9 protein-coding genes are annotated in these 14,465 nt (G+C 38.9%); 3 read left to right on the top strand and 6 right to left on the bottom strand.

All coding sequences use genetic code 11. The features are described 5' to 3' along the window. Positions 1–22: 22 nt before the first annotated feature. Positions 23–1,105, bottom strand: coding sequence for an RDD family protein (locus PSH48_RS09735; protein WP_273611466.1), 1,083 nt, complete (start codon positions 1,103–1,105; stop codon positions 23–25). A 186-nt stretch (positions 1,106–1,291) separates the two neighbouring features. Next, a complete protein-coding gene (locus PSH48_RS09730) occupies positions 1,292–2,377 on the bottom strand; it encodes an alkene reductase (RefSeq protein WP_273611465.1) in 1,086 nt (361 codons plus the stop codon). Between the two features lie 215 nt (positions 2,378–2,592). Between PSH48_RS09730 and zigA the strand changes: the two genes are divergently transcribed. Together zigA and PSH48_RS09720 are read left to right on the top strand one after the other, a co-directional pair. Continuing rightward, a complete protein-coding gene (gene zigA / locus PSH48_RS09725) occupies positions 2,593–3,792 on the top strand; it encodes a zinc metallochaperone GTPase ZigA (protein ID WP_273611464.1) in 1,200 nt (399 codons plus the stop codon). Further along, positions 3,792–4,481: a DUF1826 domain-containing protein gene (locus PSH48_RS09720; RefSeq protein ID WP_273611463.1), complete on the top strand. Its 690-nt coding sequence runs from the start codon at positions 3,792–3,794 to the stop codon at positions 4,479–4,481. The genes zigA and PSH48_RS09720 overlap by 1 nt, the downstream gene beginning before the upstream one ends. Positions 4,482–4,507: 26 nt before the next feature. Here the strand turns inward: PSH48_RS09720 and PSH48_RS09715 are convergent, their stop codons facing one another. The 4 genes from PSH48_RS09715 to PSH48_RS09700 all read right to left on the bottom strand — a co-directional run bounded on the left by PSH48_RS09715 (position 4,508) and on the right by PSH48_RS09700 (position 13,380). After that, on the bottom strand, positions 4,508–7,267 hold the full coding sequence (locus PSH48_RS09715; RefSeq protein WP_273611462.1) for a response regulator: 2,760 nt from the start codon (positions 7,265–7,267) through the stop codon (positions 4,508–4,510). 875 nt (positions 7,268–8,142) lie between these two features. Next, positions 8,143–9,585: an HNH endonuclease gene (locus PSH48_RS09710; protein ID WP_273611461.1), complete on the bottom strand. Its 1,443-nt coding sequence runs from the start codon at positions 9,583–9,585 to the stop codon at positions 8,143–8,145. Between the two features lie 86 nt (positions 9,586–9,671). Continuing rightward, positions 9,672–12,740 carry a DEAD/DEAH box helicase gene (locus PSH48_RS09705; RefSeq protein WP_273611460.1) on the bottom strand — a complete coding sequence of 1,023 codons (3,069 nt, stop codon included), beginning with the start codon at positions 12,738–12,740 and terminating at the stop codon, positions 9,672–9,674. Between the two features lie 268 nt (positions 12,741–13,008). Next, positions 13,009–13,380 (bottom strand): hypothetical protein, encoded by a 372-nt coding sequence (locus PSH48_RS09700; protein ID WP_273611459.1) that lies wholly within the window; start codon positions 13,378–13,380, stop codon positions 13,009–13,011. Between the two features lie 225 nt (positions 13,381–13,605). On the opposite strand from PSH48_RS09700, the gene PSH48_RS09695 reads away from it, so the two are divergent. Beyond that, a complete protein-coding gene (locus PSH48_RS09695; RefSeq protein ID WP_273611458.1) occupies positions 13,606–14,142 on the top strand; it encodes an antitoxin Xre/MbcA/ParS toxin-binding domain-containing protein in 537 nt (178 codons plus the stop codon). Positions 14,143–14,465 lie beyond the last annotated feature (323 nt).

The following is a 14,465-nucleotide window of genomic DNA, read 5'->3' as shown; positions in this document are numbered from 1 at the left end:
ATATTTTATAATTGCTTATTTTCTAAGTAGTTTTTAAAGTCTCTTCTACCGTTTGTGCATTTACAACCTGGTTCACACTGCCCTGAATAACTACAGTCGCTGATATTTTATCTTGAATAGCTTGCCTGTTTGGGTCCCAGTACACTTGTAAGAAGCCTAATAAACCTGTTGCAAAACCGGCGCCGTATCCGCCGTATCTGCCAAAACAATCAAGCATACCTAGTGGCTCGCCATTTAGTGAGACCACCCGAATATTACATACTTTTTTACCTGGGGTTTGTCCGCGCCATAATAACGAGAACAACGTAAAGTATACGGCAGCCCAACCAAAACCAAGGCCTAGGTCTTGAATAATGCCTTTACCCCACTGCAAAATGCTGGTGACAGGTTTGGTTTGCTCGCTTTTAGTTTCAGCTTTTTCAGTGATATTGCTTTTATGAGTTACTTCGTCCGAAATACTTTCTCGCTCTGTCTCATTATTTTTAAAATCATCTGCCGCAACGGGTTCATCATCAGGTATGGCCATTAAGTGCAATAATGTGCGCGTAACTTCAATTCCTCCTACGTTTTGCATTTCAGCAAGCGCTGGTAATTGGCCAACTAAATTAGCTCGAGCAACGCTTTGGCAAGCGTCATCGCAGTTTTTATCGTCGTCTGTTTGCGTTAAATAGGTGCGTATTATTGCTTTATCATGCTCGCTTAGCTCATCGTTTTGCTGTGTTTTTTCTATTTGAGGTGTTTGTATAACGGTATCGCCTTCAAAAAAATCAATCGCTAACGAGAGTACGGTTAATGAACTTACAAATAAAAAGCTCGCGGCAAAAAGTTTTAAGGCTCTGCGCCAAAACGACGACATTTTTGGAAGATATTGCTGCGCAGTGCCTTTATAAAAAGCCATTGCAGCCACAAAGGCAATTAAAGTGGCGCTTAGCTTAGCAGCCATAAATATTAAAGTGACATCAATAGTCATCGCCAATGCACGTTTAATTGGGCTCGCTAATGGAATACCTAATAACGCTTGGTCAATTTTAAAGGCATACGGGGTGATCACGTCTTTGGTTTCAAAGTCTGATAACGCGAGTTGCTCTATCTCTTTGGTTTTCATTTTTATTTTTATGTTTTTAAAATGGGTAAGCTATTTAACTTACGCGCTTTTTATTGTTATATCAATCCGCTTAATTAAGTGATCTATTTTGAGGATTGGTATTAGCTCAAGTTAAAGCTATTGATTTACCAGCATAAAAAAAGGGCTGCATACATGCAGCCCTTAAAATACTTTATTTATAAATAATTAAGCGGTTGGATAATCGGTATAGCCTTGCTCTGCACCACCAAATAAGGTGTCGGGGTTGTGGCTATTTAGCGGTTTACCTTGCTTTAAACGTGCTGGTAAATCTGGGTTAGACACAAACGGGCGACCAAAGCCAATCATGTCGGCCCAGCCTTGTGCTAGGGCTTCATCGGCACGTTCTTTAGTGTACTTACCTGCATAAATTAATACGCCGCTGTACGCTTTACGAATAGCCTGTTTAAATTCAACGCTCATTAAAGGGGCATCATCCCAGTCGGCTTCAGCAATGTGCATGTAGTCCACGCCAGCGTCGTTTAGTGCTTGAGCAACGGCTAAATATGTTTGCTCTGGGTTATCATCAACCGTGCCGTTAAGCGTGGTAAGTGGCGCAAGTCTTACACCTACTTTTTGACTACCAATTTCATCGCTTACTGCATTTACGACCTCTGTTAAAAAACGCAAACGATTTTGCACACTGCCGCCATATTCATCAGTACGGGCATTTGATTGCGAGTCTAAGAATTGGTTAATTAAATACCCGTTGGCGGCGTGTAGCTCTATGCCATCAAAGCCTGCGTCTACTGCATTTTTAGCCGCTTGGCGAAATTCGGCTAGTACATTTTCAATATCTTGCTTGCTCATTTCGCGCGGTAACTGAGTTTCAACAAAGCCAGGTTCGCCGTTTGTATCTACAAATACTTTTACGCCTTTTGCAGCAATGGCCGATGCCGATATAGGCTGCACACCGCCTGTGTTATCGCTGTGTGTTACGCGCCCTACATGCCAAAGCTGCGCAAACATAACGCCACCAGCATCGTGCACTTTGTTGGTCACCGTGCGCCAACCTGCTACTTGCTCGTTTGTGTAAATACCTGGTGTCCAGGCATAGCCTTTACCCAGCTCACTTATTTGTGTGCCTTCGCTTACTATTAACCCAGCACTTGCTCGCTGCGCATAATAAGTGGCCATTAAATCATTGGCAATGTCGCCAGGCTGCGTTGAGCGCGAGCAAGTCATTGGTGGCATAACAATACGGTTTTTTAAAGTTTTACCTGCAAGTTCTATGGGTGAGAAAAGTAACGTCATAATGCCTCCTAAGTTTGATGGCGCTCATAATAGCGCAGCTATATAAATTCAAAAATAGCAAAAAACACAAAATAGCTTTGTTGTATTTGCAAAAGTGTCTACTTATTCTTCTGCTGAGCATTAAATACAAACCATTTAAAAGTGATGCTAGTGCTAGAAAATTTAATTGATACAATATAACATACCAATATATACCTATTAGTAAGTAAAATTAAATGATCAATAAACTGCCCGTCACAGTGTTATCAGGCTTTTTAGGCGCTGGTAAAACAACCGTACTTAGCCATATTCTTAATAACCGACAAGGAAAAAAAGTGGCAGTTATAGTCAACGATATGAGCGAGATAAACATAGATGCAGCCACAATTAAAAACGATGTGTCGCTCAATCACAGCAACGAAAAACTCGTCGAAATGAGCAACGGCTGTATTTGCTGCACACTACGAGAAGATTTACTTGTTGAAGTGGGTAAACTTGCCAAAGATGGCCGTTTTGATTATCTCGTCATTGAATCAACAGGCATTTCAGAACCTCTACCGGTTGCCGAAACATTTACCTTTGCCGACGAAAACGGGGTTTCTCTTGGTGATGTTGCCACCCTCGATACCATGGTAACCGTGGTTGATGCGGTTAACTTTTTAACCGACTACGAACAAGCAAACGATTTACAAGATACTGGCGAATCGTTAGGAGAAGACGACGAGCGAAGCGTGGCCGACCTACTTGTTGATCAAGTTGAATTTGCCGACGTTATTTTAATTAGCAAAACTGATTTAGCCACCAATGAACAGCTCAATAAGCTTATTGCCATTTTAAATACGCTTAATACTCAAGCTAAAATGATTCCTATATCAAACGGCAATATTAATATTAACGAAGTGCTCAATACGGGCTTATTTAATTTTGCACGTGCCCAACAAGCGCCGGATTGGCTTAAAGAAATGCGTGGTGAACACATCCCCGAGACCGAAGAGTATGGTATTAGCAGCTTTAATTATACGGCGCGCCGCCCATTTAACCCTGAAAAGTTTTATCACTTTTTGCACAACACCGAGCAATTTGGCCAGCTCATTCGCTCTAAAGGATATTTTTGGCTCGCAACGCGCCCTTTATTTTGCGCGCAGTGGAGCCAAGCCGGCGGTATAGCTCATTACGGGTTTGCTGGCATGTTTTATAAAGCAATTCCTAAAAAAGACTGGCCCACAGAGCCCGAGCTACTTGCTGGTATAAACAGTAAATGGGTAGAGCCCTTTGGTGATATGCGTCAAGAACTTGTATTTATTGGTCAGTCGTTAAATAAACACGCCATGATTGAGGCGCTTGATGACTGCCTACTACCAGAAGAAGCCGTGCTTAAAGGTAAAGATTTTTGGAAAACCTATAACGACCCGTTTCCTATTTGGGAGGAAGTGTAATGAATGCCCTAGCTCCAATAACGGCGCAAATAAAACCCACTGAGCAACTCCACCGAAGAGCAGCTAAAGACAGTAACGCCAATGTATTGCCACACATTTATGACCAAAACACTAACATCGTTATTTGGCAAAGAGACCTTGAACAAGCATTAACAAATGCCGTTAATACACTCATTAGCACTAATGCCATAAAACCACTTGAGCTTGCGGTATCACCCGATGATGCGTTTGATAAGTTAGTTACTGCACTTAAACCAAATGATAATAACCGCGATGAAACTGATGCGCTGTGTAAAGACATAACATTATTAGTTGAAATGTTTTGCTGCCTATTTGACTTAAAACGCGCCGGTTTAAGGCTAAAAATATTAGATAAACCTATGTGCCCGCGTTTTCATGTAGACAAAATTCCGTGCCGATTAGTGACTACTTACCAAGGCGTTGCAACGCAGTGGTTAAATCACAGCGATGTAGAGCGCTCAAAGCTTGGAACTGGTAATTTAGGTAAGCCTGATGAAGAGTCTGGCTTATTTAAAAGCCTAAATAATATTAATCAACTCCAGCAAGGCGATGTTGCGCTACTTAAAGGCGAGTACTGGGATGAAAACGAAGGCGCAGGGCTTGTACATCGCTCGCCACCGGTGGCTGCAAACGAGCAACGCTTGTTGCTCACCCTCGATTTTATTTAAAGTTTGTTATGGTGATAAACGCTGCACTAATGCGTGTTTATCACCCTCGCGATTACTTCATACAACCCTTGTGTATTTACCGGTTTAGATACAAAATCATCCATGCCTACACTTAAACAGCGCTGCTTATCATCTTCGTAGGCGTTTGCGGTAATAGCAACAATGGGCACATGTGCCTTTGTGTTTACCTCGTTAGCCCGTATTGTTTGGGTGCACTCGTAGCCATCCATATTAGGCATTTGGCAATCCATTAAAATTAAATCAAAGCGGTTACCTTCAAGTACTTTTAGCGCTTCTATGCCGTCGGTTGCCATCACTAAGTTTACCTTTGTAGGCTCTAGCATTTTTGCAATTACTTGGCGGTTAATGGGGTTATCTTCAACCAGTAAAAGTGTTTTATCGCTTAAATTAGGCAACGACTTCGGCTGTTTTACGGGCTCTGGTTTGTTGGACTGTGCTTTAGGTGCACTTACGTAAAATTTAAGTACGCTGCCTTTGCCTGGTTCGCTGTTGAGGGTAATTTCACCCTGCATTTTTTTAATTAACCCTTGGCTAATTGCTAAACCTAAGCCTGTGCCACCATACTTACGTGCCACACCTACATCTGCTTGCGTAAACTCACTAAATAACAACGACTGCTGATCTTTTTCAATACCAATGCCGCTATCGGCTACGCTTATTAAAAGTTGCTCGTTTTCGTAATCAAACGATAAACGCACAAAACCACGCTCAGTAAACTTATACGCATTAGAGAGCAAGTTAATAATGACTTGGTTTAAACGTAGGTCGTCTACTTTTACGCAATCTGGCAGCCTGTCGCTTTGGCTAACAATAAACTCGACGTGATCAGAACTTACAATGGGAGAAAACAACGACTTTATATTGGCAATAAACGGCGCAAGGTTAGTCGCCCGTGGGCTAATTTCCATGGCGTTAGCTTCTATTTTAGAAAAATCTAAAATATCGTTTAAAATTTTCAGTAAGTTTTGTGCGCTTTTTTGCTGCGTATTTAATAGCTCCCGCTGCTCATCGGTTAATGAATTATCGCGCAATAAAACCTCTCCCATGCCTAAAATACCGTTCATAGGGGTGCGTAGCTCGTGGCTCATATTGGCTAAAAATTGCGACTTTGCAACATTGGCTAAATTAGCCCTATTTACCGCTTTTTTAAGCTCGGTGGTTTGCTCTGCTACTTTGCCCTCTAGCTGCTGATTAAATTCGCTCAGCTGGGTATTTAACCCTTGGTTTCTGATATTAGAGGCTTGTAGGTTTTCTATTGAACGCTGCAGCGCATTAGCTAGTAATTCAAATTGCTGTTGCAGTTGCAATACCTCATGCCAGCTTGAGTCTGTATTAAACTTATGTGTTTTGGTTTTGCCAAAGCTTTGCATTAGCGTAGTTAAGCTAGTGATTGGCTGCACTAATAAATTAGCAAGTTGGTGTATAAAAATAACCACCATAAGCATCAATATCGCACTTAACAAAATAGTGGGTAGCCAAGCTTTTGCCACCGACATACTTAAATGCTTACGATTATAAAAGGTAATAACTTGCCAGTGATTTTGTGGATCAATGTACCTAGAGCTGTGGTACACCTCGTTTTTGCTTGAACGAAATAGGTTTTTATCACCTAAGTTACTGGTATTAAAGCCCTCCCCGTTAAAATGGCTCAGTATTTTAAATTCATCAAGGGAGCTAAATACCACTTTTTGCTGCGCATCTAGCACCACTAAATCGCCCGTGTACTCAAATAAGTTAGGTATAAACCGCTCTAAGCGGTCTAACTTTAACGAGCCCTCTACCACACCATAAAACGTATTGTTACGGTATATAGGTGCCGACAGCGCCACAATGGCCTCGTTACCTAGGCCGCGACCTTGAAACACACCACTGGTATAACCCAGAGGGAACTGCTGAGCTTGAGTAAAGTATGCTCGGTCTTTAACACTACGCTGCGCAAGGCTAAGCCCCTCTATTAAATCGCTGGGCGAGCTAAGCTCTACAAAGCCATCTGGGTTTGCATACAAGCTGGTTGTAAAGCCTGGAAATAACGACATTAATCGTTTGAGCTGCACATCGCTTGCAGTGCCCGCACTTATTGCGTCGCTACTCATAACAATGGCGTTTTTATGAAATGCTAAATAATCATTTAATTGCGTGCTAATAGACTCGGCTTTTTCTTTTAGTTGAGCGTTTACTTCATACTCTAAGCGCGCATGATGATCGTTTACTAAAATTACACTGGTTAGCAATACCACTAAAATAATAATGACACTAACCACATAGCTTAAAATTTTTGCCAGTGGCCTACCCTGATACGCACGGCTAGCGTAAGGTACAAATACACTAACTAAATCAACCACCGCCAAACTTATTAGCGCGTTAATTAAGTACTTTGATATCGCTACTATTAGCGTTAACCAGGCCAAGCCAATAACAAATTGGCCTATAACCCATACAAAGGGTAAACCAATACATAGCCAAAATACGCTACCCAGAGGAAGAATAGGTTTAGAGCGGCGTAAACAAAAAGCATAAAGCCAACAAAGCTCGAGTAAATACACAATACTCGGCCAACAATGGCCCCACCTATAAAGTAAAAAACCAGAAACAATAGCAAGGCTTAGGCACGCGTAACGCAGCCCAGTAAATACTAAGCTGCATAAAACAAACAATTGCCCAAACAAAAATTCGGAGCTGTCGAAAAAATACAATGGCGAGAGATTTACTAACCCGCCTAATAACCCTAATAAAACAGCGAGTGTCCACTTACTTCTTTGCGGCATTAATCAACCTTGGGGCACTTTGTTAACACTTTATATGTTAAAATTAATGTAATTTTTACATTATTACGTACAAGGCAAGGGTTGTCTAGCAGCAATAAAACAGGAACAGATACACATTACCCCCTGTCAAAAAGCGTGTTATGTGTTTTTACACTTACTCTTTTTATGACTGTCACTTAAATTTAACTTAATATCCTTAAGCATAGGCTTAGCATTTGCGATTGCTAAATAGGCATTAGCTAACGCTTCTGGAGCTGCGCAATAGTCTACATCGAGTATTACTGTTGAAACATTGAGTGACTTTAATTTATTGCCAAGCTCAGTAGATGTGAGTTTTGCTTTAGCGTTGCTAATTAAGTAATTTGATTTTTTTACATAAATAGTGAATGTTTCATCTGCTAGTGCAGTAAACGGCAATAATAAAAACAGTGTGAATGTAAAAATGAGGTAGAGCGGTAATAGTGTAAAATCGACACTCGAAATATTAAATATTTTACGGTATTACTAAGGAATAATTTAAAAAGGAATGTATTTTCACCCAAATTGTTGTTTGAAGTATAAGTTGACATAAAAACATACGTTTCTACTGGGCTACAGCGCCATAGGTGGAGTGTAACTTGGCATAAAATTGAAGTGTATAATGGCATAAAGTTACCAAATATAGGCTTTATGAGGTCAATCCCATAAAAATACTGCCAAGTTTAGTTGGCTGCTATGTGCCATGAGCGGACATTGAAGATTTTTAAAGTATGAATTCAAGATTTGACCCCATTCACTTACAGTTGCTGACAGAGGCGTCGAATATGCGCGTATTAACCCTAATCATGATAAGTCTGTTAACATTAATGATTAAGTAAATCACAGCTGAAATAGATTCAGCTATTTTTATTATGCTTCATAAATTGATAAAATTGCCTCTTTAATAATGATTTAGAAACACCGACTTTACTACTACCCAATTTTATCCCTGCAAAATTTTTGTAGTAGGTATCTTTTACTTTATCAGAAACAACTATTTCTAGGGTCTGCGGTTCAATTGATATTAAAAACTTATCGAATAACCGATGGAGATCAACTCTAAGACATAAGCCATTCTGTAACACGTTAGATTGTGCCCCTTTGTAAGGCATAATGTGTGCAGCCTCAAGCAAGGCTTGTTCTTCACTGCCAGATATAGCACATTTCAAATAGAAATTATCCAGAATAAGTGCTCGAAATCCCTGCTGACCGACCCTAGTTACCTGACTTCTAGTAACTCTACTCCGGTTATCCTCAGATAAGGCTTCTAAATCCAAACTCTCTTTCTGAATTAGCTTGGCAAATCTATCTTTCTCTTCAGATTCATCTCCCGCCTCGTCATAATCGTACTCTAAGTCAAGAATTTGTGGGTGTTCAAGAAAAGCTTTCCAGTGCTTCTTTTGGTTATCAATTTTATTGGTATAACGAATAATTGCTAAAGCTTCACAAGCGGCTGCAACTGAATTAAAAGAATAATCTCGTTCTTCCCATAATTTTATAATCTGCTTTAAAGGCAACTTAATGAGTTGCGATCGGCTATGTTTTTTTCTATCAAATGGATTATCAACTTTAATCGCTTCTTGACTTGCACAGTGATCAGCCCGAACGAATGCATCACTTTTTACTTTATTTTCAAATTCAGTAATATAGTCATGATTTAAATAACTTTCCCAGCCTTGATAGCTATCAACATTTCCATCATTTATATCCTTAAGAGCAAGCACCTCTGCCGCAGCTTCTTTTGTTCCACATAGCTCATACCTATGCAGCCAAACCTCTGAGATTTCATCAAGACTAAGTTCATTTACATCTTCTGGATCATAAACATATAGATGAAGTGGTACCTCATCACTTGGGCTATTTAAGTCAGGCTCTTTTTGCTGAAGCTCATCTAACTCATAAGAAAATGTTTGGGACGATATGAGCGAAGCATCACGGTCTATTTCGAGTGAACTACTCAGATATGAATCAGAGCTCTCCTTAGTTAGAAGATACCGCTCTACATTAAACTTAGGGCCGTAGCTTTTCTTTTCGAGCTTTCTACTAGCTAACTTTCTCTTACTTGTTTTCTTACTTATTTCATAGTTGCTTTTCGCGTCATCAAAATTTAATGAGCCTATAAAGTCACTTAAATCTTCTTTGCTTGATTTATTTGCATACTTCTCTCGAAACACTTCTTTCTCAGCTTTACTCAACTTCATCCGGTGTTTTGAAAAAAGCTGAAAAGCGTCATCTACTCTATTTCCTTTTGAATAAAGCGTTAAAATTTCTTGCTTAACCTTTAAAGAATAATCATCCATAATTTGCCTTCAATTTAATCTAAACAATTCTATTTTAATTAAAATTTAGCATGACCAAAAGCTTATTCCTTAGATCACATTTACCACTATGGTGAAACAAAAACCTTCAACTCAACATCATTATCATGAGCTGTTGCCAACCAACTATTAAATAACTGAAAAGCTTGTAAGGTTTCGCCATTAGCCTCTGGACCTAACTTTAATTGCCGCTCAAAATGTTTGGCTGAAAAGCCATTGGCAACAACAATCCAAATTTCTTTTTTTACTGCTGTTGAGCGTCTTCTTGCAGCAACTGTGCCCCATAACTCATTTAATTTTTCTAACCTTTCCTGCTCATTTTGAGCACTAAACTTTTCACCTTGAAAAACTCTAATTCTTTCAACAATATTTTGTGCGGCATCAGAATCTGGCCAAGCTGTATGAAGCCTATTCCAATTAAAAGGCTTCAGTTCAATATCTCCACTAATAAGCATGTCAATGTTTTTTATGGCTTGGGAGCCAACCTCTGCTAGTGCACCAGCCGACGATTTTGGCATTTTTGTAGCTTTGCCACATTTAACGTGAACAAAAGCCAATTTATTTTTTGACGAAACTATGAAGTCAGCAGGCTCAGTTCCCATATCCGTGTTAATTAACAAATCAGCTTCGGGTATATAAGGAGCAAATGGACCTAATTCGTTTTTAGTTGGGTTATCAAACCCGTTAGCTTTTAATTGATCCACTAAATAAAAAACAGAATGCGGACTAAAGCCATCATCCACTATTTGATGAAAACCCTTTTTATCCTTTTTCTCTTTTTGCCATCCCTTCTCATCTAAATCTTCACCAATAAGTGGTTTAAGCCCAATAACAACATTGGCAAGATTTGAAGCACCTAGTACGAAACTATCAGCCAGAGGAAGTGTTAATTGATAGAACTTACCGTTTGAAAAGCTTATCCCGTTAGCCAAAAGAGCTTTATGTAAGTGCTCGTTGAGAAAGTCAGTTATGTCTTGGTGTTCCCCACCTTCAAGTGAATATAGTATTTCCACTTCTGGTGTAATTTCTAGATAAGGTTCTTCTTTATTAAAGTTGACTAAGATTTTACTTTCCTCAACACCATCAACAAGTAAAGCACCGTTATCATAAATTAAATACAAAAACGAATTATCGAGTTTATATTTTTCCTCAGCTATAAAAATACTAATCGGAGACTCATACTCTGTTAAATCAAAAATCAAACTGTGAGCTTCAAAGTTTTCATCAACAGATATTGGCTTTGCATATGAATGTATTAAGGCGTTCTTTATATTAATATTTGCAGATATGACGCTATCAATATCTGTAAGCCAATCATTAAGATCACCCAAAGTAAACGATGACTCTTTTTGATCTGAGATTCGCCCAGAATCTGCGCCTACATAATAACTACCTTTCTTTTTATTGGATTGGTCATAGGTATCACAACGCATCGTGGCTAACCGATATGAAGCATTAGCTTGCATGTCAGCCATTTGCTCTAAGTTACGTCCTTTTACCGCGATGCTTTCAGGACGCTTTCTAGCAGAACTAATCGATTTACTACTCGCTTCTTTCGTTGAGGCTGATTCACCTAATGACATTACCTTAAGCAGTTTATCTAGAGATACCGCAGAGCCGAGTTTTATATCTTTCTCACCATTAAATCTGCGACCTCGGCTATCATAAATTGCAACAACGTTGTTCGAGAGCTGTTTATACAATGTTATTTCAAGTGAAGGCTCAAAGAAAAACTGGTCTGTTAAAAACCGAGACTTATTGAATGCGATTGATATAACACCATGAATACCAGTTTCTGTAGCAAATATTCTCGCGAGTTCACCAGCATTATTACATCGCCAATATAGATGATCAGATAAAAGCTGAACGCTGAATCCCTGTGATTGGTTCAAAAAACAAATTGATGCTGTTGGGATATTAAGAGAACTTTCCGGCTCGAAGGTATTAAGGTCAAACTTACTTACAAAGCGGTTCCCGTAATAACTCACATCAGGGAACGCTTCTAGGTAACGCTCAATCAACTTATTACTGTCTAGTGATGCTATGAATTTTTTTACTGAATCAGCACTATCTAGTGAACGATCAAATTTTCTGTAGTTTTGCCACATTTGGCTATTTGCATCGCTTTCAATTTCCAAAATTTTAGGTTCAATAGCACCATATAAACGAACTACTCTTCCGATTGTTTGAACTAGTTCCCGACCACTATTGACTGCATAGGCCAAAACCAATAACTTCGCCTCCGGAATATCGACCCCTTCATCCAGTTTCCTCTGGTGAATAATGACTTGGTAATCAGAACCTTTAAGGTTCGCTGGTACAGAAACTTTTACATTATCTCGTTCATCTTTAGTAAATTGCTCGTGTATAGCTAACACCGAAAAGTCATCGTTTAACAAATAGTAAAAGCGATTAATATCTTCAAACTTTTCACACTTGATAATGCACTTTGTGCCCTCATTAGCCTCTAAGAACTGTGTGATTTTACCGCTTAATTCAGCTAAAAAGATTTGTTCAAAAGTTGGCTCTTTCAAAACACCGTCTGCAAGCGCTCTTTTAAAGGTATAAATATAACTAGCGTCTTCGGTAACATCGAATTGATACAAATCATTCCTGTACGGAGTAGCTGTAATAACAACTTTATGAGCGTCAATACCACGCACCAATGTACTCCATACTGGAGAGGGTTCAGCATGACCCTCATCAATAATAATAAGGTCGATATCTTGCTTTAATCGCTCAAGTTGATTGCTATCAAAGGTTTGCAATTTTTGGAATGTAGAAACGTAAACACCATTTTTAGATGTATCGTTCACATCGCTGTAAACAGTCTTACGTTTTATAACCTCGCCTTCAACACGGTCACTAAAGAACTTGCCATCTATTTCTTTAAAGAGTTGGTCGCAAACGGCACGTCGGTGACATAAAACCAACACCCGTTTTTGGGTCGCTTTGTGAGATACAATACTTATTACACCAGACTTACCCGCACCTGTTGGCAAGCTAATCAGACAAGAGTTCGCATTTTCATTTACCGGCTTTTTTATGTAACTAAGCGCCGTTTGAATACTTTCTTTCTGGCAGTGTCTAAGACTTTGCCACAAATCTTGATTAACAGTGAAACCACTAACTTTCATTTAAACACCCTTGTTATTATTTTTATATTCCAATTATTTAGATTCTTAGTGATGAACACCTTTTTTGATTAATCAAGCTTTGCTCCAACATCATACATCACGATTAAAAACATTTACTTTCATCAAATGAAAAAGCCAACGATAGTCAAATCTTGACTTCAGGTATCAAAATTTTTGACTGACTGGTTCTCGCTCTTTGCGAGGTTCGGCGCGGTGCCAATTGCGGACTTGGTAACGGGCGCGTTTTTGATGGAGATTGTTAGGTACTTTATTTATCATCTTCTTTAATACCTTTTATCCAAGACTTAGGCATGAACGCAATGGCGATGAACAATAAAACGCCGCCTATTTTTCCAAAAACTTCAATAGCTAACAACATCGCAAAAATTAACCCAGCAATCACTGCACAATATACAATCAGAATCCTCACTGCTGTATGTTCAAAAATTCCTCTCCAAAAACCATGTTTAGCTATCGATGTAGAAAGAAAAAGAAAAAATAATACAAGCAAAGTTAAGCCAATCAATCCCCCTGTAAAATCACAGACAGCGCTCTGACAAATGCCACCGCGTGTTTGTGCATTTACAGTTATTGGTATGAGCGCCCAAAAAATTAGAGGTAAACAACGGTTTGATTTCATAGCACCACCTAATAATTAAATAGCGCGTTCATCGCGCATATTTCTGGGGACTTAACGCTCATTTATTTACTTTATATAGTTTTAACAAATTACCTAAGGTATTACTATCACTTAGCTTTCTAAAAAAGTAAAATAGAACAATCTGCGCGCGTCGCTCATATTCATGAATATATGCGCAAAGAGCAGTTTAACCAATAAACTAGGGATGATATTAAGCAAATATCAATGTCCGGTTATCGCTCTAATCCGACTATCAGCTGGATAACAGAAGTGCTATTATTAAATATAACTTTTCTTGGCTTTGAGGTATGTATGCCTAGTGATATTCAACCTAGTGCTAATCATAAATTTGTAGATATACTCAGCAATGGAAAAGTTAATTTAAGCTCAAACCCTTTAGATGAAATTGAATTAATTCAGCGTGGTTTAGATATAAAGAGTGTTGAGGAGTTTAGGCTTCAGTTAGGTTGGGATATTCAATCCTTTGCTAAAGCAATTGGTACAAATATTAGAACTTTGGAACGTCATAAAAAAGAGTACACACGTTTAAATGCAACTTTGAGTGAAAATACCTTTGAGTTAGCTCATCTAGCATCAGCTTGTATTGATTACTTTGAAAATATTGAACGATGGAATAAATGGCTAAATACGTACTCCTTACAATTTAGCTCTAAAACACCTTTAACATTTGTAAATACAATTGCTGGTAGAAGGTTAATTAAGAACGTTATAAATAGCCTTAAATACGGTTATAACGCTTAAAAACATCCCAGCTTTTGCTGGGGTCTCTCTATTTAGCCTCTGCCTTTTCGGCAGTTAAAAGTCACAATTTGTGGTTATTCACTTCCCGGCCTAACTTCAGCTGCCTACTCGGCAGTTCACATCCATCTTTCGTTAAACCTGGTTGACCTTCAATTTCCAGCTGCCTACTCGGCAGTTCACGTGTAAAGCATCCCTATGATCCAGTCCTCTTCATTTCCAGCTGCCTACTCGGCAGTTCACTATTAAAAATAGTTTAAATTTCTATAAATACCAAACTGTTAAACGCATTTAAATTATTTACCCTTATTTTTAACCAACCTTAT

The organism is Pseudoalteromonas sp. Angola-4, from assembly GCF_028599265.1.
In the GTDB taxonomy this organism is placed as follows: domain Bacteria; phylum Pseudomonadota; class Gammaproteobacteria; order Enterobacterales; family Alteromonadaceae; genus Pseudoalteromonas; species Pseudoalteromonas atlantica.
Note: the sequence above shows the minus strand (reverse complement) of the source record. Positions and strands in the feature narration are given on the sequence as shown.

What these genes read in the sequence shown, in the direction of transcription:
- PSH48_RS09735 (WP_273611466.1), bottom strand. Translation starts at nt 1,105, where the DNA reads ATGAAAACCAAAGAGATAGAGCAACTCGCGTTATCAGACTTTGAAACC.
- PSH48_RS09730 (WP_273611465.1), bottom strand. Translation starts at nt 2,377, where the DNA reads ATGACGTTACTTTTCTCACCCATAGAACTTGCAGGTAAAACTTTAAAA.
- zigA (WP_273611464.1), top strand. Translation starts at nt 2,593, where the DNA reads ATGATCAATAAACTGCCCGTCACAGTGTTATCAGGCTTTTTAGGCGCT.
- PSH48_RS09720 (WP_273611463.1), top strand. Translation starts at nt 3,792, where the DNA reads ATGAATGCCCTAGCTCCAATAACGGCGCAAATAAAACCCACTGAGCAA.
- PSH48_RS09715 (WP_273611462.1), bottom strand. Translation starts at nt 7,267, where the DNA reads ATGCCGCAAAGAAGTAAGTGGACACTCGCTGTTTTATTAGGGTTATTA.
- PSH48_RS09710 (WP_273611461.1), bottom strand. Translation starts at nt 9,585, where the DNA reads ATGGATGATTATTCTTTAAAGGTTAAGCAAGAAATTTTAACGCTTTAT.
- PSH48_RS09705 (WP_273611460.1), bottom strand. Translation starts at nt 12,740, where the DNA reads ATGAAAGTTAGTGGTTTCACTGTTAATCAAGATTTGTGGCAAAGTCTT.
- PSH48_RS09700 (WP_273611459.1), bottom strand. Translation starts at nt 13,380, where the DNA reads ATGAAATCAAACCGTTGTTTACCTCTAATTTTTTGGGCGCTCATACCA.
- PSH48_RS09695 (WP_273611458.1), top strand. Translation starts at nt 13,606, where the DNA reads ATGTCCGGTTATCGCTCTAATCCGACTATCAGCTGGATAACAGAAGTG.